A 20,274-nucleotide genomic window follows, 5' to 3' on the forward strand; every position below is an offset into this window, starting at 1 on the left:
CCTAAACCAGTCCCTGACCGGCGTCCGAACCATGGCGGGTCTGACGCTTCTTCATCAGCAAAAGGATCAGCAAGAAAACGGCAATCACCCCGAACGAGAAGGCGGTCGTGAGCGTGCCGAGCGCGAAAATCACCGGCGTCGTCACGTTGGTTGTCATGCCGTATATTTCCAGGGGCAACGTATTGTAGCTGCCTGCGGTCAACAGCGTTCTCGCGAATTCGTCATAGGAAAGGGTGAAGCCGAACAGAGCCACCCCGATCAGCATCGGCGCGATGATCGGCAAGACAACGTGCCGGACCGTCTGCCAGGCGCTTGCTCCCTGATCCCGTGCGGCTTCTTCATAGGATTTGTCGAAGCGGTTGAAGACCGCGAACATGATCAGAAGTCCGAAGGGCAACGTCCATGTCAGTTGCGCGCCAAATCCGGATGTCGACCAATGCACCGGCAGGCCGGATTGGGAGAAGATCAGCCCCACACCCAGTGAAACCAGGATTGACGGGATCACCAGAGAAGTGATGATCAGGTAGAAGATCACGCTGCTGCCGGGAAATTTCTTGCGGAAGGCAAAACCGCCCATCACCGACACGACAACCGTTGTGGTCATCACCATCAGGCCAAGGACAAGCGATCGGCTGAAACTGCCCCAGATATCGCCGACGGCCTGTTGCTCGAACAGTTCGCCAAACCAATGGAACGATGTCCCGCGCATTGGAAAAGTCAGACCGCCTTGCGGCCCCTGGAAGGACAAGATCGCGATGGTGATTGTCGGTCCGTAGAGAAACAGCAGGAACAGCGCAAAGAACGTTGCGAGGACGTAGAAGGACCGCGGTCGTTTTTCCATGGTCAGAGCTCCTTCCGGATGTCAACAAAGCGCAACAGGGTGGCAATGACGATCAGGACTGTAATCAGCAGGATGACCGCCGTTGCGGCCGCTGACGGGTACTGCAGAAGCGCAATGTCATTGGAAATCAGCCGGCCTACATTTGCTTTCTGGCTGCCGGACATGAATCGCACTGTTATGAAGTCGCCCATGACGAGCGTGATCACGAAGATCGACCCGATCATGATCCCCGGCTTCGTGAGCGGGAGAACGACATTGGTGAGGGTTTGAAATCCGCTCGCACCGGCATCATAGGCCGCCTCGATCAAAGACCTGTCGATGCGCATCATCGTGTTGAAAATCGGTACGACCATGAACAATGTGTAGAGATGCACGAACGCCAGAATTACAGAGAAATCGGAAAACAGCAGCCAGTCGAGTGGCTCGTCAACCACACCCAGTGAAATCAGCGCCGAATTGGCAATTCCATTGCGACCCAGGAAGGGAATCCAGGAAATCATCCGGATGATGTTGGAGGTCCAGAAAGGGATCGTGCAAAGTAGAAACAGGACAATCTGCCAGGTCAGAGACCTCACATGAAAAGCCAGGAAATAGGCGATGGTGAACCCGATCCCCAGCGTCAACGCCCAGGTGATCAAGGCGTATTTCACCGTGTTCAAGAAGACAGAATAGGTAACTGGAGACGTCAGCAGGAATTCATAATTGTCGAACACGAATGCCGGGTAGATCGAGAATTCCGTGGCACCCCAGAAACTGACCACCACGATCATGATGATCGGCAGCACCAGGAAGAACACGAGAACACCGGCCATCGGCAGAGACATGAGCCACCCGGACACGGCATCCGACACCGGTTTTCGGACTTTTGCAGATACACCTGGTTGCAGGCGTGTTTCTTCCTTGCGATCAGTATCGTTTGAAACGGTCAAATCAGTCATGAACGGGAGTGCCCAATGGTTTAGGAAACGTCCAGGGCGAGGCCCTGGACGCCAGTTTCTTGCGATACTTCAAGCGGCGATAAATTCGTTCCACTTGCGAACCATGTACTGGTTCTCGTCCATGACGGCGTTCCAGCACGCCACGGCGCCCATTCGCTCAAGGAAAGCCCCGCCATCGCGGGTGTCACCGGCCTTTGCCAGCACATCTCCGAACGGGCTGGTGATATCGCCGGTTGCTTCCTTGCCTTCGAACCAGTAGCCCCACTCGTTCTCGGACATGAAATTCTTGGAGGTTTCCGGAACGGCCGAATAGTAGCCCTGACGCATCAGGAATCCGCCAACCCAGCCATCAAGATACCAGTTGATGTATTCATAGGCGGCTTCCAGCTCGAGACCGGACAAGCTCTTGGATAGGCCGATACCGCCGCCCCAGGAGCGATAGCCTTCCTTGAGTGGCTGATAGACGCACGGAATTCCGCGGGACTTCACCGCTGTAATGGCCGGTGACCACATGGACTGGATGATCACTTCCCCGGAAGCCATCAGATTGACGCTTTCATCGAAGGTCTTCCAGAAGGCGCGGAACTGGCCGTTTTTCTTGGCTTCGGTGAAGATCGCCATGGTCTTGTCGATCTCTTCACGGGTCATGTTGCCCTTGTCGCCATACTGGACTTCCCCCATGGCTTCACACACCATCGCCGCATCCATGATACCGATGGACGAGATGTCGAGGATCGAAGCCTTTCCCTTGAACTCCGGGTTGAGCAGTTCCGTCCAGCTTTCGATCGGACGGCCGATCAGGTCCGGACGAATGCCCAAGGTGTCCGCGTTGTAGATCGTCGGGATCAGCGTCATCCAGCCAGTTTCTTCAGTCGCAAAACTCTTGCTGTCGGGTCCGTCAACAAAACCGACAGTGTGTGGCGCCGTCCCCTGTGCAATGTTGGACTCCGGCGTCAGCTTGCCACTTTTGAAAATGCCCACGATCTTGTCGTAATTCTTGATTTTGGACGTATCCATCGGCTGCAGGTTGCCAGTCGGCCAAACCTTTTTGCAGATCCAGTATTCGATGTCGGCAATATCGAAACTGTCCGGCTGTGTGGCCGCGCGCTGTGTCACGGCATCGGAATCCAGGGCCGTCATTTCAAGATTGAAACCGAGATCTTCCTTTACCTTCTGCGCAACCTCATTGAGGTTCGAGACGCCCGTTCCGAATTGGCGAAGGGTCACATCCTTGATGTTTTGCGCCCAGATGGTCGGAAACCCGGAAACGGCACCCGAACCGATCGCCGCGCCAGTTGCTGCCGCGCCGCCTTTCAATATGCTCCGCCGGCTAAAACCTTTTTTGCTCACTGTTTTCTCAATCACTTTCAACTCCTGTTCCCCGTGGAAGGTGTCTTGAGCCCCTTGGGTGGGCTGTTTCTGGCGGCGATTACCCCGCCAAGCGGTGGGCATCTTCCGGCTTCCAGCTGAGGAAGACGGTTGAGCCGATCTCGATTGGGTCTTGAAAGAAAAGCCCGTCGGGCAGAGCTGCTGTCAGGTCACTGCCAGCTCCGGTCTCCAGGGCAAGATTGACAGTCGCGCCGAGATATTCGACATCCCGCACCGTGGCAGCGAGGCTGTCGCCGCTCTCCGCCCCGGTCTTTGCGACCTGCAACCGGTCAGTCCGTAGCGCAAAAGGTGCTCCACGGCTTTCCAGGATGTTGTGACCGCCGATGAAACGCGCGACGAACTCCGTCGCGGGACTTTCAAAGACATCCCGTGGAGAACCGGCCTGTTCGATCCGGCCGTTGTTCATGACGATGATGTCGTCGGCGAGCGCAAGCGCTTCGTCCTGGCTGTGGGTCACGTGAATGAACGATATGTCGAGTTCCCGCTGAAGCCTTTTCAGCTCCAGACGCATCTTTATGCGCATGAAGGGATCAAGCGCCGACAATGGCTCATCAAGCAGAAGAACCGAAGGTTCCGTGATCAAGGCCCGCGCCAGGGCAACCCGCTGCTGTTGCCCGCCGGACAGCTGTTCGGGCAGGCGCGCCGCAAACGCGGCCATATCGACAAGCTCGAGCAACTCGCGCGCCTTCTTCAGGCGTGAAGATTTGTCGACACCTTTCATTTTCTGGGAAAAGGCGACGTTGTCTATGACACTCAAATGTGGAAACAACGCATAGCTTTGGAACATCATTGCCGTGCCGCGGCGGGCCGGTGGCAAGTCGGTGACATTGGATGCACCCAGCAGAATGTCGCCCTCCGACACCACTTCGTGACCGGCGATCATGCGAAGGGTCGAAGACTTGCCACACCCCGAAGGACCAAGCAGGCAGGAATAGGACCCGGCCTGGAAGCGATGCGAGATGGCCTCAACGGCAACCGTCGTCCCATATTTCTTAGTAACGGCAGCGAGTTCGAGATCAAGGGACTTCGCCATTGATGGTGTCTCTCCGAAAGAATTCAATTCCATCGGAATGAGCAATGTCCATGCCAAATATGTTAAGCATTTGTATTAAAATGAATTATTGTATTCCATCGGCATTTCCGGAATGCCCAACGCCCAATAACTCGCACGATTTTTAATCTGATTGAGTACGTTTTAATCACTAATCGTATACAATATATGTTTGCCGCATCAGGCATCCCCGACTATCATCCTGCAAACACCAGCCCGATAGTTCTCAGCAAAGATGCCCAAACCTATCTCATCTTCAAAGTCCGGCTCGGCCAGATCCCTGCACGAGGTTTTTGCCTTGCCCGCAGGCCGCGCCCTCGACATCTGTCTGAAACTGCAGACAGCAATTTTGGAGCACCGTCTCGCTCCGGGTGTGAAACTTTCCGAAGATGAGGTCGGGGAAATCTATGGCGCCAGCCGCACAGTGGTCCGTGCGGCCCTTCAAGCGCTTGCCCATTCGGGCCTGGTAACAATCGAAAAGAATCGCGGCGCATTTGTCGCCAAACCAACGATCCGGGAGGCGCATGAAGTCTTTCAGGCCCGTGCGCTCATTGAACCTGCCGTGGCCCGCCTTGCAGCTGAAACCATCACCGAAGACGATCTTTCCCGACTTCACAAGCACCTCGAAGCAGAGCACGATGCGCTCCACGCGAGCGACATGGGTCGGGCACTCGCCCTTTCAGGAAGTTTTCACACTGAAATCGCGGAGATTGCGGATCACCGGGTCTTTTCCAGCATGGTGCGATCGCTGATCTCCAGATCCTCGCTCATCATCGCACTCTATTGGAAGCGGTCCGACACGGCCTGCGAAAGCCATTCGCATCACGCGCTTCTGGATGCGCTTAAAAACCGGGATGGCAGTGCGGCTGAAGAGATCCAGAAGAGCCACATCATCGATCTGCACTCAGGCCTGGATCTGAAGGAAAAACAATCTTTCAAATCCTCCCTCGCAGAAGCCCTGGCCTGACAATTGAACGCATCTTCCCCGGCAAGCCAGGTGCGCCTCAACGAAAAGGCCCCCTCATTGACACCGGCTTCGGGCCCTTGAACCGCCAAAGCCATAAATCTGATTTCGATTCCAAAAAGCAGTCATTCCTGCAACCCGCTGCATAATTCTGCCTCCAGCCAATACGGACATTCGGAACGGCTGTCGCCAATGCCCGGCAAGAGCCCGCGCGGCAACTATCCAGGCTTTTCTGAATGACGGGAGACCGAACGGGCGAGCTGAATGCGTGGGCGATTTCCCGCTCTCTGGCCATCTCGTTGCCTAACACGGTGCTGGGCCATACCGTGCGCCCGCAACATCACCCAACCACCCTGGGAGTGGTGGGATCATCTCAGATGGACGAAAAATGAGACGTGTCGGATGGGTTTTCTACAGTCATTGGTCGTTTCAGGCAGAACATTCGCACGCAGGTCTGGCGCCAACCGCACCTGGCGACAGCGACCTCTGGATGTGCGGGCCCGACAGCAACCGGGATCCAAAGATCATTCGAACCTGCAATGGATCGTCCTGGATCGGTGCCGGTTTCATTCCGATCTGACAAGTGCCCAGACGGCATTTGACAACGCGGAGCAGCATTTTTCATCTCTGCCTGCCAATACCGAGGCATGGTATGCCAACCTGCGACCAATTCGATTTGCCGCGCATATTGGACTTCACAGCCAAGGTTGATGAGGTCGGTGCTTGGTATGACACGCTTGACGGCAGCCTGATCAACGGCAACTTTCAGCACCGACTTGCCGATATCGATGGAATGACGTTCTCCATATGGAAGACCGACGCTGCCATGCGGAAGGCGGCCTGTGGGGATGGCACACATCGAACCTGTCTCGACGCCCAAAAATCCGACAAACTTGCTGACCGTACATGCTATTTGCGCAATCGCGTGATGGCGAGCAAAGGCACGTGGCGTGGTGTTGATCCGGTAGAACTGACCAGATAGCGATCATTTCGACCGCCTGGTGTGACCCGGGACGAAGTTGAGGTGACGCACCCAGTTGCCGGATCGAGGAATTGACCCTCGTTGTATGGCGGGTCAGGAGTCCAGACGCAGCGATCTGAGAGATTTCGAGAGGATCCGGCACAACGAATTCTCGATGGGGGTCTGGTTGCTGCGGCCCGGGATCAGAATGCCGATCCTGAGATCCTTCAGAAAACTGGACTTGAGAGAGATGTAACGCAACTTCCCGGCTTCAATTTCATTCAGGAACCCGATTTTCGAATATAGGCCAACGCCATGCCCGCTCAGGATCATTGATCGGGCGAGCGGAAGAGAATTCGTGAAGCAGGCCGTTTTCAGCGGGACCTTGTCGTCGGAAAGTGCGAGATTCACGAGCGAGCGCTCCGTAAGCGCATCATAGGAGCGAATGAGCGAAAACGGTGTCAGATCCTCGATATCCAGTGCGTCGCGTTCTGCAAGGGGATGGTTCTTGTTGAGGATCGCCCCGATGGGAGCTGATTTCTCCGTGCGCAGCCTTACGCCCGGGTGAAGGTCGTTACAGAAGGAAACGCCGATCCCGGCATCCCCTTCGGCGACCGCACGAACGATTTCGTCCGGTTGCGCCGTCCTGATTGTATAGGTGATGTCCGGATATTCACGGGCAAACTGGTCGATGACCGAGGGCAGAAGGCTCAAAGCAACGGAATCCAGTGACGCAATGTCAATGTGACCGGCACGCATCTCCCGAATGTCAGCGACAAGATGAAGTATCTTTTCGTAATCGAAAATCGTCTTCCTGCAATGTTCAAGGACAACGGCGCCTGCTGCCGTGAGTTCGACACCTTCCGCATGGCGGTCGAAGAGCCTTACGCCCAACTGCTGCTCGATGTCGAGAATCTTACGGTTCACCGATGACGAAGACACGTGCAGGACCGAGGCGGCGCGCCGGATCGAACCCTGCCGGGCAACCTCATCAAAATAGTTCAGGAACTTGCTGTGCATCCGGCTCAATCCTCAGGCGATGCAAAAAAGGCATCGCTATGTGCAAAACTAAATTCTATCCGCAGCACCCGGCGCGCGTCTAGGCTGAAAGGAATAGGGAGATACAAAAAAAATCACCTACCAGGAGACGGACACATGACAAATTGGGGACTTAATCGCCGGCATCTTCTTCAGGGCTTCGGCGCGGCCGCCGGTCTGGCGACAACAGGTACATTCTTTTCGATCGAACCGGCAAAGGCTGCTGACTTCAAGATCAAGATGCAGCTCGGCTGGCTTGCCTCGAACGGCATCCTTGGCGAGGTCATGGCCGACAAGCTCGGCTACTTTGCCGACGAAGGCCTGGAGTTGGAGATTATTCCGGGCGGACCGAATATCGACGGCGTGGCGTCGGTTGCATCGGGCGCAAACAATTTCGGTTCGATTTCATCGTCACCTTCACTGATGCTGGCGAGATCCGCAGGTCTGCCGATCAAATGTGTTGCAGCCGGTTATCAGCAGCATCCGTTCACCTACTTTTCCATGGAAAGCAATCCGGTACGCAAACCGGAGGATCTGATCGGCAAGAAAGTCGCCACACAGGGCACAGCCAGAATTCTGCTTCGCGCACTTCTGGCCAAGAACGGCATCGAAGAGGACCAGGTCGAAGTATCGGTCATGGGTGGTGACATGGCGCCGTTGAAGGTTGGTCAGGTCGATGTGGCAACAGGCTGGCAGACCAATGTCGGTGCGCTGTCCGTTCTCGGGGACGAGCGGGTCGACATGAAACTCTGGGACGCCGGAATACAGCTCTATGCCAATCCCTACTACACGACGGACGACGTTCTTCAGGAACATAGCGACAAGGTAATCGGTGCGATCCGCGCGATATCCAAGGGCTGGGGTGCCGTCTACGAAAACCCGACCGCCGGTGTCGACGCACTGGTCGAACGATACCCGAACCTCGACAAGGACAGTGAAATGAAAGCTGTCGACCTGGTTCTGGGCTTCTCGTTCAACGACAAGACCAAGGCCGGTGGCTGGGGCATCATGACCACGGAGAACTGGCAGGAGCAGATCGACACCTACAACAGCCTTGAACAGTTCACCGGTGGAGCGCCGAAGGTCTCCGACATCATGACGCTGGACATTCTCGAGGCGACCAAAGATGCCCGTCCAACGTTTGGCTGATATTGCGGACGAAGGTCCACATCAGGACATGGCAAGCCGCAATGTTGCGGCCTGCCTGTCCGGGGCATCGGTGAAGTTCGGAAGCTTCACCGCACTTGAAGACATCAGCCTGGAAATCGGCGAAGGCGAATTCTGGACAATATTGGGACCATCGGGCTGCGGCAAATCCACTATGTTACGGTTGGTATCCGACCTTGTTCCTGCCGCAACGGGAAACGTTGAAATCCTGGGCAAGACAACGGAAGCAGCCCGTCTCGCACGCGAATTCGCGTTCGTCTTTCAAGACGCGACCCTGTTGCCCTGGCGCAGTGCCCTGAAGAACGTGGAACTGCCGCTGGAGATGGGCCGCAAACGGGGTCTGAAAATCCCGATGTCGGACAAGAGCCCGCAGGATCTGCTTGATCTGGTCGGGTTGAAAGGCCGCGAAGACGCGTTGCCGCACGAATTGTCAGGCGGTATGCGCCAGCGCGTTGCCATCGCCAGGGCGCTGGTTTGCAAACCGAAGCTCCTGCTGATGGACGAACCGTTCGGCGCACTCGACGAGATGACGCGCGACCATTTGAATCTGCAGCTTCGCGACATCTGGCGCGAGACCGGTGTCACCATTCTGTTCGTTACCCATTCGATCCCCGAAGCGGTTTTCCTGGGGCAGAAAGTACTCATGCTGCGGGCAAATCCGGGCCGGGTGAAGCAGGTCGTCGACATTGACCTGCCTTCAGAACGCGAAATCGCATTGCGTGAAACCCCCGAATTCAACCGGTATTGCGGCCAGCTTCGCCGGCTTCTGGAGGAGTGCTGATGTCCCTGGTTCAAGTCTCCGCACAATCTGAAGACCCGAAACCGACTGTGCTTGACCAGATCAGGCTGCGCGCGGGCAGCGTAGCGATCCCGCTCGGTACCGCCGTCTCGCTGCTTCTCATTTGGCAGATCGGTGTGAGACTGTTCGAGGTGCCGACCTATATCGCCCCGGCACCTACCGATGTTCTGGCCGTTTTCACCAATGAATTCGCGCTGCTGATGAGGAACTTCTGGCCGACCCTGATCGAGAGCCTGTCGGGTTTCCTGGTCGGTAATCTGGCTGCGATCCTGATTGCTGTCGCATTTGTGCACAGCCGGTCAATCGAAAAAGCGTTTTTCCCGATCGCCGTCTTCATCAATACGATCCCGATCCTCGCCATCGCACCGATACTCGTGCTGATTTTCGGAGCCGGCATGACCGCAAAAGTGGTGATCGCGGCACTGATCTGCTTTTTCCCGACCCTGGTGAACATGGTACGCGGTTTGCAGGCCGTGTCGCCGCAAACGCTTGAGCTTGCCCGGATTTTGTCGGCTTCCAAGTCGGAGATTTTCTGGAAAATCCGCCTGCCGTCTTCGCTGCCGTTTCTCTTCTCCGCCTTGAAGATCGCTGCAACGACCTGCGTGATCGGGGCAATTGTAGGCGAATGGATCGGTGCGGATGTCGGATTGGGTGCGCTGATCATAGACAGCACTTTCAATTTCCGCTCACCGCTTCTCTACGCGACGGTTTTCGTGTCTTCCGGGCTGTCGGTGCTTCTTTTCACTGCCGTTTCTGTCGCCGAGAAACTCGTCATTCGCTGGTAGCGGACCTGACCTTTCAAAAGCGATTGAGATTTTAGAACAAGGAACAAGGATTATGGCAGAGCGTCATACAACCACGGTCCAGGTGGAAGGGGCGCAGGTCCCCGTTGTTGCAGATTGCGATGTTGTCGTTGTCGGCGCGGGACCCGCAGGCCACGCAGCCTCGGTCTCGGCAGCCCGGAACGGCGCCTCGGTAACGCTTCTGGAGCGATATCACCATCTTGGAGGCATGGCTTCAGGCGGCATGGTGCTGGTACTGGACGACATGGTGAACGAGGGCAATGAAATCGTCACGACCGGGGTCGTCAGCGAATTCGTCGAGCGTATGGAGCGCCAGGATGCCGCCGTCTACCCACCGCCGGCAGAATGTCAGACCAATTGGGACATGTGGCAAAAGTGGTCTCGTTGGGGCTGTATCGACTTCCACAAGGCCATGATGCCGCAGCCCATCATTCACGCCGTCGCATTTGACCCCGATGCCTGGAAACGCGTCAGTCTCGACATGGTGGTCGAGGCGAAGGTGAACCTGCGCACACACAGCTGGTTTTCAGATGTTCTGATGGAAAACGGACGTATTACCGGCGTGATAGCGCAGACCAAGCTCGGTCGGCAGGCTATCCGCGCCAAATACGTGGTTGATGCCACCGGTGACCTGGATGTCGGCGTGGCGGCCGGGGCGAAGTACATCGACGGCCAGTATATTGTCACGACGGTGTTCCGCCTCTCGAACGTCGACACCGACAAGGCCGTGGCGTTCGAATTCTCCGATCCCGAGACATACAAGAAGCTCGACCGCGAAGCGCGGCGCCGGATTGGCGGGGCCTGGGGCATGTGGTGGCTCAAAACGCCGATACCCGGCGTTGTGTGGTGCAATTGCCCGCACATGCCCGGGTATGACGGGCTCTCGGTTGAGGACATGGTTGCCTCTGAAATAGAGGGCCGCGAGCGGATGATGAAACTCCACAAGTTCGCAAAAGAGAACATTCCCGGCTTCGAAAACGCCACAATGCTTGGCGCCGCCGAGCAAATGGGTGTCCGGCAGACACGGATGCTGCAGGGCGAGTATGTCGTCAACAAGGATGACGTGAAATCAAGGCGCTATTTCACCGACACGGTTTGCCGTGGCCGCGATTACTACACGCCGTATCGCGCATTGCTTCCCAAGGGCATCGACAATCTGATTGTCGCCGGTCGTCACTACTCGGTTGAAAGTGATGCTCAAAAACTGTCACGCGAAATCCCCCCCTGCATGGCACAGGGCGAAGCTGCGGGCGTCGCAACAGCCTTGGCGCTGAACGGCGACGTTCCACTGCGCATGGTCGATCACACGGCCATCCAGAAACAGATGCGCGCACAGGGCGCAGACCCGGGAGACAGGCCGTCGCCGAACGCACTTATCGAAGACAACGTCGCGGCGGAATAACAGAGGTTTTCATGTCAGAGAATATCATGCCACTCGATGGCATTCGCATCATTGACTTTACGCAGGTCATGTTGGGCCCGTGCGCAACCCAGATGCTTGGTGATTTCGGAGCAGACGTCATCAAGATCGAACGACCGGGCACCGGAGACCTGAGCCGTGGGTTTTATGGATTGCAGACCGAAGAAGCATTGAACAATGCCGTTTTCGCGTCATTGAACCGGAACAAGCGCTCGATCGAGATCGACACGAAGTCCGAAGCCGGACACAAGCAGGTTCTCGATCTGGTCAAGACTGCCGACGTGGTGGTCGACAATTTTCGCGCAGGCGTGATGGATCGTCTCGGCTTCGGGTATGACGCCCTTTCGAAAATCAACCCGAAAGTGATCTGTGCCTCCGGAACCGGCTTCGGATCGACCGGCCCTTATGCCCACAAGGGCGGACAGGACGTTCTGGCGCAGGCAATGACCGGCGTCATGGAAAAGACCCAGGACCCGTCGATTCCCAAGTCGATCTATCCGACAACATTGTGCGACTATTCGGCCGGGATGCATCTGGTTCAGGGAATTCTGGCAGCCTTGCTGATGCGCGACAAAACAGGTCATGGTCAGAAAGTTGAGGTCTCGCTCTACGACAGCATGATCGCGATGCAGATGCAGGAAGCGGCTCAGTGGTCCAAACACAGGGAAGTGTTGAACTGGGCTGCCATGCCCCTGACAGGTGTCTTCGACACAAGCGATGGTGCCATCGTGATCGTGGGTGCGTTCAAGGCGAACCCGCTTCAGGATATCTGCACCGCTCTGGAAATCGAGGACCTGTCTCCCGACTATCCGACCCTGGACACCCAACGCAAGCACAAGCCATTTCTTCAGGCACGGTTCTCGGAGGCGATTGCCGGGAACACGTCGTCCTATTGGCTTGAGAGGCTGGAAGCCCAGGACCTGCTCTGCGCACCGGTCCGCTCGCTTGGGGAAGCCCTGGCAGATCCGCAGACCGAAATCAATGGCATGCTGCAGTCGATCGACCATCCCGTTCTTGGAGACATCACGCTTGCCGGGTCTCCCGTTCACCTGAGCAAAGCACCAATGATCGTGAGGCATCTGCCACCCCGCCTCGGTCAGCACACCGATGAAGTGCTTCAGGAACTGGCGATGTTTCTGAACAACGAGGCGGCTGAATGAGTGTCGAATTCGAAGTTTCGGGGCATGTCGCACGCGTGACGATCAACCGGCCCGACAGTCTGAACGCTGTGGACAGTGCGACCCATGCCCGGCTTGCAGAGGTCTGGGACGAAGTCGAGCGCAAACCGGAAATCCGGTGCGCCGTTCTGACCGGTGCAGGTACGAGGGCATTTTGCGCCGGCGCCGACCTGAAAGAAGAAACCGGACTGTCCGGAATGCAATACTGGAAACGTATCAGCACGTCCGGTTTTTCGGGAATTGCGCTGCGCAGGATGTCGACACCTGTGATCGCCCGGGTCAATGGCCTTGCGCTTGGCGGTGGACTGGAAATGGTTCTCGGGTGCGACATCGTCATTGCCGCCGACACGGCGCGCTTCGGCCTGCCTGAAGCCAAGGTCGGCCGTGTGCCCCTGGATGGCGGCATGGTGCTGCTTCCCCGGTTGATGCCGCGAAACATCGCAATGGGAATGATGATGACCGGCCGGCTTCTGGAAGCATCCGAAATGGAGCGTCACGGGCTGCTGAACGCTGTCGTTTCACCTGAACAGCTGGATGAGGAAACGGACCGCTGGGTCGCCGAACTCCTGAAATGTGCACCACTGAGCCTGCAGGCCATCAAGGCGGTCGCCCGGCAGACGGCGCATCTGCCGTTGCAGGACGCCTTTCAGTACCCGACAAGGGAACTTGAGGCAGCACTGAATTCAAGTGACGCTGACGAAGGTGTTGCCGCGTTCCGGGACAAGAGGGCACCTGTCTGGAAAGGAAACTGAACCGGATGACCCTTGTGATCACGAGCACCTGCATTGATGTCAAGGACGGCATATGCACGACGGTATGCCCCGTCGATTGTATCTACGAGGGCGAACGCATGTTCTACATTCACCCGACCGAGTGTATCGAGTGCGGTATGTGCGAGAGTATTTGCCCGGTAGACGCAATCCGCTATGCCGATGAAGTCGAGGATGCCGAGCACGCCTTTATTGCAGTGAACGATGCAGCCTTCAGGAACGAGGCCGACGCCCTTGTGGAACCGGGAGGGTGGACAAAGGGCGATGATCCTCTCAAGGATCCGCCCGGATTGACGGCCCTCGCCGCACAGCGAGCCGACGCAGGGGCGGTCTGATGGAAGGCGTGATCGCAGCAGTCCCAACGCCGGTCGACACGACCTGTTCGCCGATGCGAGAGCCGTTTATCGAGCATTGCAACTGGATACTCAGGAACGGTGGCGACGGTCTGAATGTTCTCGGTTCGACCGGTGAAGCCAATTCATTCGACAATGCGTCACGGCGGCAGGTGATGGCCTGGGCCGCCGAAGCGTTTCCCAAGGAACGCCTCATGGTCGGCACGGGCACACCATCGCTTCAGGAGACCGTCGCACTTACGACCTTTGCCGATGACCTCGGCTTTCCCATCGCTCTGGTACTGCCACCATACTATTACAAACCCCTGTCACCGTCGGGACTGCAGGCATGGTACCTCGCGCTCCATGATGCTCTTGGGTCACGCGACATTCAGATCTATTTCTACAATTTCCCCCAGATGACAGGAATTTCCATACCTGTCGAAATCATTTCGGACCTGGTGTCGGTCGCGCCAAACCGGTTTTCGGGTATCAAGGATTCCTCAGGTGACCTGGACTATTGCCGCTCGATTGTTTCAACCTGCCCTTCCCTGAACGTCTTTCCGAGTTCTGAAACAGTCCTGCAAAGTGCTGCGGTTGACGGTTTTGCAGGATGCATCTCGGCGAGCGTTAACGTCACCGCTCCGATCGCCGCGCAAGCCTGGTCCAGACGGGCTGCACCGCCAAGGACGATCTGTGATGAAATCGCACGCCAGCGTGGCTTGCTTGCGGGTCCGACACTGATACCCGGCATCAAGTTTCTGGTAGGCCTCAGATCGAATGACATCGGGTGGCGCCGGGTGTTGCCACCCTTCACAGCCTTGCCGGAAACCGTTGGCGAGCAACTGAGCAAAAATCTGGACGGGAGCTGAAGAGGATGGCAGACGCACAGACATGGAACGGGCGCTTCATGGCACTCTGCGACCATATCTCCCTGTGGTCTGAAGATCGTGATTTTCAGGTTGGGTGCGTCATAGTATCTCCCGCTGGCCATGAAATCAGATCGACTGGATACAACGGATTGCCGCGTGGGGTTTCACCCGCCGATCCGGCGAGGTTTGATCGGCAAAGCGGCGAGAAATTCTTCTGGTTCGAGCATGCGGAGAGGAACGCGATCTATAATGCGGCACGTGCCGGGATCTGCCTCGCCGGTTGCACCTTGTATGTCAATCGGTTTCCCTGCGCGGACTGCGGCCGGGCAATCATCCAGACCGGCATTCCACAAATCGTTGCACCGCCCATTCCACAATCGGACGGAGCCCTCGACCACAGTTTTCAGGTGTCACGCCAGATGCTGCACGAGGCCGGGATACGCGTTTTGGAATTCCGGTAAAGCCTGAAAAATACCGGGTGCTGATGACGTGCACCTGCAACCGGGAATGGTCCTGCGGAGATCAGGAACTCGCCGAGCCGGGCGCTTTGTTGTCGCGGTGCCGTGCACCGACCGGCTCACAACCGCAGACGAACGCTCCGGCCCGTCGTCAGACGCTTTCTGTCCGGTCGCGCTTCTCGCTGCAAAACATATATTCCGCTGAAAATGATGACCAGTATCCCGGACAAGGTAAGACCCGAAGGCACTTCCGCCCACACAAGAAACCCCCAGAAAACCGCAAGAGGCATTGCAACAAATTCAAACGGGGCAACCACGCTCACGGGTGAAATTCGATATCCTTGCGCAAGGCAGTAGAAGCCGAAGGCGGAAATCACGCCACAAACGGCAATCAGAAACGCATCACCGGCTGTTGGCACAACCCAGTCACGCAGCAGGAAGGCAATACTCGGATGATGGGATGCCGCATCTGTCTGGCCGCCCAGAAACAAACCTGCCAGTCCGCTGACCACGATAAACGTCGACATGGCGTAGAACGCGAGTGATGAACCGGTTTGTGATTTCCCGATATGGCGCGTGATTATGATGCTGATCGCATAGGCCACGGCGGCCAGTATGGGCAGGATCATCTCGGCTGAAACGTCTCCGTCGGTGGGACCGACAATCATCATCACGCCGACAAATCCGGCAAGCACTGCCGCCATACGCCGAATTCCGACAGTTTCGCGCAGCAATATCACGGACAGCAGCGTCACGATCAAAGGCGACAAAAAGAAGATTGCAGTCGAGACGGCAAGCGGCAATGCCTGCAAAGCCATGTAATAGAAAGTATAGGATGTCAACGCGAGAAGCCCCCGCAGGATATTCAACCAGGGGTGAGAAACTTTCAGCGTCTCCAGGCCGCCACTAAAGATAACAAACACAAAAATGGGGACTATGGCCACCATTCCTCGAAAGAACATTATCTCGAAACCCGGGTAAGTACCCCCAAGGGTCCTGATCAAGACATCCTGAATACTGAAAACACTGATACCAAGGGTAATAAGAACAATTCCCTGAACCGACCCGTCAATTTCCGGATGAAGCTTTGCACCCTTGAGCAGAAGGCCCTGCTTGAGATTGGTTGTCATGCCTTAACTGCCTTCCCGATATCGCGGATAAGGCGAATAATGAGCAACAACAATCGATCTGAAAAACGAAATAATATGATAAGCTCAATCGATTATTCCGATTGATTTCGTGGATGCCACATGACACTCGACCAGATCAAAACCTTTATTGTCCTTGCCAAAACCGGCAATTTCAACAGAACCGCCGAAGCTCTGAACGTCACTCAGTCGACCGTGAGCGCGCGGTTGAAGATGCTCGAACAGGCACTTGGTCACGCGCTTTTGATACGCGAGCATTCCGGTTGCCGTTTGACAGCTGCCGGCCATCAGTTTCTGTCACACGCCGCCAACATCCAGATGTTCTGGCAAAAATCACTGCAAACAGTGACGCTCAGGCCCGAGTTCCGGGGCGTGTTGACCGTCGGTGCACAGGTCAGTTTTTGGGACAGCCTGGTGATCGACTGGATGGCATGGATGCGCGATCAGTCACCGGATATCGCACTCGATATACAGGCGGACTATTCACCCGCCCAAATGTCAAAACTGTCCGACGGTCTGATGGACATCGGCATCATGTACCAGCCGCGCCACACAACAGGGTTGACGATTGAAAAGCTGCTGGATGACGAGCTTGTTCTCGTAAGCACGAAAATGCGCGAAGTGTCATCCGGATGGGTCGAGGATTTCGTGTTTGTGGATTGGGGCGACGTTTATCTGGACGCCCACGCTGCAGCCTTTCCGGAAATGGAAACTGCCGCTATTACCGTCGGTCTTGGCGCGTTGGGGCTGCATTACATCCTGAAGTTCGGCGGATCGGGTTACTTTCCAATAAGGGTCGTCCGGGAACTGATCGAAGAGAAAAGGCTTTTCCGACTGGAAGCAGCCCCCTTGCTGAAAAGGCCCGCATATCTGGTCTACCAAAATGACCCCATCGACACCGAGGCCATGGAAACAGCGATCGAAGGTCTCCGGACAATCGCACGGACACTATAGCGTGCGAACCGTCCTTTTCTGTTCCGTGGTGACAGGCCTCGAATTGCTCCAGGGCATCAGCCCTGCTTGCGGCCCGCCATCGCACGTTCCCAGTCCCTAATCAAAACAGTTCTGCGTCCTGGATACTTCCCGCCCAGCACCTTGAGTTCCTGGACCCGGTCTGTCTTGAAATGCCGGAAGTCTTCGCGCGTTTCACACCAGGCAACCAGATACCGGCTTCTGTCGAGAAACGCGATCAGAAGGGGCCAGACAATCCGGTTCGTCGTTCCCTTGTCACGGTCGATGTAGGTCAATTCAAGCTTGTAGCGTTCACGGATGGCATGGCGCAACAGAGCGCCGTCAAATCTTTCGACAACCCGAGACCGTGTCTGGATCGCCTTGGTACTTGCATCAAGCACGACCGGACGAAGTTCTCTCGGAATGGCTTCGGACAATTTGGAAACGAGATCGCGCGCAGCACGCGACAATGTCGGATCGGCCTCGGCGGCGACCCATGCCGCCCCAAGGGCCGCTGCCTCCAGCTCGTCGGCAGTGAGCATCAGCGGCGGCATGTCGTAGCCGTCGTCCAGAACATAGCCCATTCCGGCTTCACCGGTGATCGGTATTCGCTGCGCCATGAGTTCGGCCATGTCGCGATAAAGCGTGCGTATCGATATTTCCAGTTCATCTGCCAAGTCTCTCCCTGTGATCGGTGACCGGGTCGAGCGCAGTATCTGAATAATCTGGAATAGCCTTTCCGTGCGACGCATTTCTTTCCCCTGCTGCCACACTGCTGCCACAACGGTGGCAGTGGGGCAAACTTAATTTGGCTGCGGACACACAAAACCGCGCAGGATTTGCGCCATATTGAGGGAACCGATGATGATCCGTTTTCAACGCAATCGAAAAATTGAAGCCACTCCAGACGAAATCTGGAATGTTCTGGGCCGCTTCATGAATGTCGACGATTTTTCACCGGCAATTGTTTCTGTCGATGCGCTGACGACAGGCGACATCGGCGTCGGATCAAGACGGCGGAACAACTTCGAAAACGGCACGTCCGTGGTCGAGGAGGTAATCGAATGGAAACCGGGTGAAGGTTTTACAGTGCAGCTGTCCCAAATGGCCGCCATGCCGCTCCGTGAAGCCAGGGCACACGTGAACATTGCGCCTGACGGCGAGCATTCCAGCGTGACATGGACATTCGACTATCGGGTCAAGTACGGCCTTCTGGGGTGGCTTATGGGCCAAACCATGTTCAAGTTGATGATGGGCAAGGTGCTGGACAAAGACCTGAAAGCTCTTGAAGACAAGGTTCTCTCCGTCCGCACGGCTTGAGACACTTTTCCGGTCACCAATGTGAAAGAGGCATTCGCTTTCTGGAGCTGAAAACGGTTTTGTTTGCACTGTCAAACGCGACACAACCTGGCGTTTGATCCTCCTGCGCAACGAATACTGCTCCGGACCGATCAGTTACAGCAACATGCACCCCGACAGATCCGATAAGACGTTCTGCAATCATGTGATTTCAGCCGGCAGCAGTTATTCAGTCGCGGTCACCCTGGCCAGTATGCGTTTGATCAGGTCGTCAGAAAAGTCTTCATTGAACATGTCCTGTCCGTGCGCGGAGCCGGGGTAGATAGCCAGTTCTTTCGGCTCGGACGCCTGTTTGAAGCTTGAGTGTGTGCGAGCCCGGAAGAAATCCCTTTCGGTCACGATGAACAGCTTGTCGACGCCGACAGCGTCTGACATGTCTCCGTGGGCTGTCCCCAGCAGGATTACGAGATCGGCCAAAACTTCGCCTTTGTGCAAGGCTGCGCCCTGTGCAGCAGCACCGCCAAGACTTGCACCGATCAACACGATCCGACGCTTGCCTCGCTGACGGAGAAAATCGATCCCCGATTTGACGTCCTCTACCGAGACCGACTCAAGTGATATCGAGGCGACATCTGCCTCCTGGAGCTGGATGGCAATGTCGGCCCAGCTGGCGGCATCATTCCCCGACTGGTGAACGAGAACGACACCGGTGGAACCGGGTGCCTTGTGAAAAAGTGCCTGCCGCTCGATCACATTCCTGATCGACAGTGTCACGTCTTCCTGGGCGTGCGCGGTTGGCATCCAGAAAGCAACTGCCGCCAACAACAGAAATTTCAAAATCTGCGTCATAGTCCAATCCGTCCCATCGGCGCCTGCATGTGCCCCGGACATCGTATCGAAATTCGTGGTTTGGCCTGGGCGCAAGATCATCAATTTGCGGTACTGAAAGAATTACGTCCGCCGCTTTGCCGGCAAAGCAAACGTTACTGATCTCTATCTGACTGCCTGCGATCCGCGACTAGGCCACCCGAACTTCCAGATTGGCAAACAGCGTGGAAAATTCATCCGGAGGAACCCGATCGGTGACGAGGTAATCTCCGGGCTTCAGCGTAGGCTGACGAAGCACCGGTTTGCGGACCTGCGGCTCGAACTTCGAGTGATCGACTGCCATGATCGCGCGTCCCGCATTGGCCAGCATCGCACTCGCGATGTCGACCTCGCACTGCTCGTGAACGAGAAAACCGTTCCGGGCATCAACAAGCGATGCGGACAAGAGTACGTAATCCACCTGCATCCGGTCTATGACGTCAAATGCCGAACGGTCAAAGGATGCTCCGTCGTGATCCCGCAACTGTGTCCCGGCCATGGAGACATTGTTGCCCGGAATCATTGCAAGCGTGCTCGCGACATAGGCTGAGTTCGTGACAACGGTGAGTTCGCGCAGGCTGCGAAGGGCCTGTGCGACAAATCCGGACGTCGACCCGGTATCGATGGCAATGCTGTCGCCGTCCTTGATGATCTTCACGACTTCTTCGGCGATCGCCACCTTGGCCTCGCGATTCAGGTTCATGCGGGCCAGATAGGGCAGGTCCGGTGCCGACTTGGTCGATACCAGTGCACCGTGCACCTTTTGCAGAGCCCCCCGGTCGACCAACGGCCGCGAGACCCTCCGAATGGTCTGATCCGATACCCCAAGGATACGCGAAAGCTCCTGCACGCTGACTGTGCCGCGCATATCCACTGTCTGTAAGAGCGTTGTTTCGTATTTCGACATGAGGCCTGTTTACACCAAAGTTCCTGGTCGAATAAGGCTATTCTGCACCGCGAATTCAACAAAAATCAACAATACTATTGTGAAGATGTTGATTTTTGTTAGGATTTGTTCCGACGGACAG

23 protein-coding genes are annotated in these 20,274 nt (G+C 56.3%); 14 read left to right on the forward strand and 9 right to left on the reverse strand.

The window, feature by feature from the left end; translation table 11 throughout:
- Position 1: 1 nt before the first annotated feature.
- The 4 genes from ACO6TI_RS30410 to ACO6TI_RS30425 form a co-directional block, all read right to left on the reverse strand.
- Complete coding sequence (locus ACO6TI_RS30410; RefSeq protein ID WP_108874860.1) at positions 2 to 841, reverse strand: ABC transporter permease; 840 nt, start codon at positions 839 to 841, stop codon at positions 2 to 4.
- Positions 842 to 843: 2 nt separating this feature from the next.
- Entirely contained in the window at positions 844 to 1,779 is a 936-nt protein-coding gene (locus ACO6TI_RS30415) for an ABC transporter permease (RefSeq protein WP_082442616.1), read from the reverse strand.
- 69 nt (positions 1,780 to 1,848) lie between these two features.
- A complete protein-coding gene (locus ACO6TI_RS30420; protein ID WP_321188955.1) occupies positions 1,849 to 3,144 on the reverse strand; it encodes an extracellular solute-binding protein in 1,296 nt (431 codons plus the stop codon).
- Between the two features lie 64 nt (positions 3,145 to 3,208).
- Positions 3,209 to 4,201, reverse strand: a complete 993-nt coding sequence (locus ACO6TI_RS30425) for an ABC transporter ATP-binding protein (RefSeq protein WP_422383994.1) — start codon at positions 4,199 to 4,201, stop codon at positions 3,209 to 3,211.
- Positions 4,202 to 4,454: 253 nt separating this feature from the next.
- On the opposite strand from ACO6TI_RS30425, the gene ACO6TI_RS30430 reads away from it, so the two are divergent.
- The 3 genes from ACO6TI_RS30430 (at position 4,455) to ACO6TI_RS30440 (ending at position 6,165) form a co-directional block, all read left to right on the forward strand.
- Complete coding sequence (locus ACO6TI_RS30430) at positions 4,455 to 5,186, forward strand: GntR family transcriptional regulator (protein ID WP_281930011.1); 732 nt, start codon at positions 4,455 to 4,457, stop codon at positions 5,184 to 5,186.
- A 385-nt stretch (positions 5,187 to 5,571) separates the two neighbouring features.
- Complete coding sequence (locus tag ACO6TI_RS30435) at positions 5,572 to 5,763, forward strand: hypothetical protein (RefSeq protein ID WP_422383995.1); 192 nt, start codon at positions 5,572 to 5,574, stop codon at positions 5,761 to 5,763.
- Between the two features lie 72 nt (positions 5,764 to 5,835).
- Positions 5,836 to 6,165, forward strand: coding sequence for a hypothetical protein (locus ACO6TI_RS30440; protein ID WP_422383996.1), 330 nt, complete (start codon positions 5,836 to 5,838; stop codon positions 6,163 to 6,165).
- A 93-nt stretch (positions 6,166 to 6,258) separates the two neighbouring features.
- Here ACO6TI_RS30440 and ACO6TI_RS30445 read toward each other — a convergent pair whose 3' ends face one another.
- Entirely contained in the window at positions 6,259 to 7,164 is a 906-nt protein-coding gene (locus ACO6TI_RS30445) for a LysR family transcriptional regulator (protein WP_055113011.1), read from the reverse strand.
- A 135-nt stretch (positions 7,165 to 7,299) separates the two neighbouring features.
- On the opposite strand from ACO6TI_RS30445, the gene ACO6TI_RS30450 reads away from it, so the two are divergent.
- The 9 genes from ACO6TI_RS30450 to ACO6TI_RS30490 are packed head-to-tail and all read left to right on the forward strand — an operon-like array spanning position 7,300 to position 14,984.
- The gene (locus tag ACO6TI_RS30450) at positions 7,300 to 8,331 is read left to right on the forward strand and encodes an ABC transporter substrate-binding protein (RefSeq protein ID WP_055113013.1); all 1,032 of its coding nucleotides are present in this window, start codon (positions 7,300 to 7,302) and stop codon (positions 8,329 to 8,331) included.
- Positions 8,332 to 8,359: 28 nt separating this feature from the next.
- Positions 8,360 to 9,130, forward strand: coding sequence for an ABC transporter ATP-binding protein (locus ACO6TI_RS30455; RefSeq protein ID WP_196896446.1), 771 nt, complete (start codon positions 8,360 to 8,362; stop codon positions 9,128 to 9,130).
- Complete coding sequence (locus tag ACO6TI_RS30460; protein ID WP_422383997.1) at positions 9,130 to 9,933, forward strand: ABC transporter permease; 804 nt, start codon at positions 9,130 to 9,132, stop codon at positions 9,931 to 9,933. Before ACO6TI_RS30455 ends, ACO6TI_RS30460 begins: the two co-directional genes overlap by 1 nt.
- A 52-nt stretch (positions 9,934 to 9,985) precedes the next feature.
- On the forward strand, positions 9,986 to 11,353 hold the full coding sequence (locus ACO6TI_RS30465) for an FAD-dependent oxidoreductase (RefSeq protein ID WP_055113017.1): 1,368 nt from the start codon (positions 9,986 to 9,988) through the stop codon (positions 11,351 to 11,353).
- Between the two features lie 11 nt (positions 11,354 to 11,364).
- On the forward strand, positions 11,365 to 12,531 hold the full coding sequence (locus ACO6TI_RS30470) for a CaiB/BaiF CoA transferase family protein (protein WP_108874864.1): 1,167 nt from the start codon (positions 11,365 to 11,367) through the stop codon (positions 12,529 to 12,531).
- Positions 12,528 to 13,301: an enoyl-CoA hydratase-related protein gene (locus tag ACO6TI_RS30475; RefSeq protein ID WP_104701096.1), complete on the forward strand. Its 774-nt coding sequence runs from the start codon at positions 12,528 to 12,530 to the stop codon at positions 13,299 to 13,301. Before ACO6TI_RS30470 ends, ACO6TI_RS30475 begins: the two co-directional genes overlap by 4 nt.
- Positions 13,302 to 13,306: 5 nt before the next feature.
- The gene (locus ACO6TI_RS30480; RefSeq protein WP_104701095.1) at positions 13,307 to 13,654 is read left to right on the forward strand and encodes a 4Fe-4S dicluster domain-containing protein; all 348 of its coding nucleotides are present in this window, start codon (positions 13,307 to 13,309) and stop codon (positions 13,652 to 13,654) included.
- A complete protein-coding gene (locus tag ACO6TI_RS30485) occupies positions 13,654 to 14,523 on the forward strand; it encodes a dihydrodipicolinate synthase family protein (RefSeq protein ID WP_409859378.1) in 870 nt (289 codons plus the stop codon). The genes ACO6TI_RS30480 and ACO6TI_RS30485 overlap by 1 nt, the downstream gene beginning before the upstream one ends.
- A gap of 5 nt (positions 14,524 to 14,528) precedes the next feature.
- Positions 14,529 to 14,984 (forward strand): deoxycytidylate deaminase, encoded by a 456-nt coding sequence (locus ACO6TI_RS30490; RefSeq protein ID WP_196879677.1) that lies wholly within the window; start codon positions 14,529 to 14,531, stop codon positions 14,982 to 14,984.
- Between the two features lie 116 nt (positions 14,985 to 15,100).
- On the opposite strand, the gene ACO6TI_RS30495 is transcribed toward ACO6TI_RS30490, so the two are convergent.
- On the reverse strand, positions 15,101 to 16,111 hold the full coding sequence (locus tag ACO6TI_RS30495) for a DMT family transporter (RefSeq protein ID WP_422383998.1): 1,011 nt from the start codon (positions 16,109 to 16,111) through the stop codon (positions 15,101 to 15,103).
- A gap of 120 nt (positions 16,112 to 16,231) precedes the next feature.
- Here ACO6TI_RS30495 and ACO6TI_RS30500 point away from each other — a divergent pair, with 120 nt between their 5' ends.
- Positions 16,232 to 17,083: a LysR family transcriptional regulator gene (locus ACO6TI_RS30500; RefSeq protein WP_104701091.1), complete on the forward strand. Its 852-nt coding sequence runs from the start codon at positions 16,232 to 16,234 to the stop codon at positions 17,081 to 17,083.
- 56 nt (positions 17,084 to 17,139) lie between these two features.
- Here ACO6TI_RS30500 and ACO6TI_RS30505 read toward each other — a convergent pair whose 3' ends face one another.
- On the reverse strand, positions 17,140 to 17,832 hold the full coding sequence (locus ACO6TI_RS30505) for a helix-turn-helix transcriptional regulator (RefSeq protein WP_104701328.1): 693 nt from the start codon (positions 17,830 to 17,832) through the stop codon (positions 17,140 to 17,142).
- 109 nt (positions 17,833 to 17,941) lie between these two features.
- Here ACO6TI_RS30505 and ACO6TI_RS30510 point away from each other — a divergent pair, with 109 nt between their 5' ends.
- Positions 17,942 to 18,400: an SRPBCC family protein gene (locus ACO6TI_RS30510; protein ID WP_422383999.1), complete on the forward strand. Its 459-nt coding sequence runs from the start codon at positions 17,942 to 17,944 to the stop codon at positions 18,398 to 18,400.
- A gap of 204 nt (positions 18,401 to 18,604) precedes the next feature.
- On the opposite strand, the gene ACO6TI_RS30515 is transcribed toward ACO6TI_RS30510, so the two are convergent.
- Positions 18,605 to 19,228 (reverse strand): hypothetical protein, encoded by a 624-nt coding sequence (locus tag ACO6TI_RS30515; RefSeq protein WP_196896333.1) that lies wholly within the window; start codon positions 19,226 to 19,228, stop codon positions 18,605 to 18,607.
- A gap of 169 nt (positions 19,229 to 19,397) precedes the next feature.
- A complete protein-coding gene (locus ACO6TI_RS30520) occupies positions 19,398 to 20,153 on the reverse strand; it encodes a DeoR/GlpR family DNA-binding transcription regulator (protein WP_055113036.1) in 756 nt (251 codons plus the stop codon).
- Positions 20,154 to 20,274 lie beyond the last annotated feature (121 nt).

Origin of the sequence: Roseibium album, from assembly GCF_965233825.1 — a bacterium.
GTDB lineage: Bacteria > Pseudomonadota > Alphaproteobacteria > Rhizobiales > Stappiaceae > Roseibium > Roseibium album.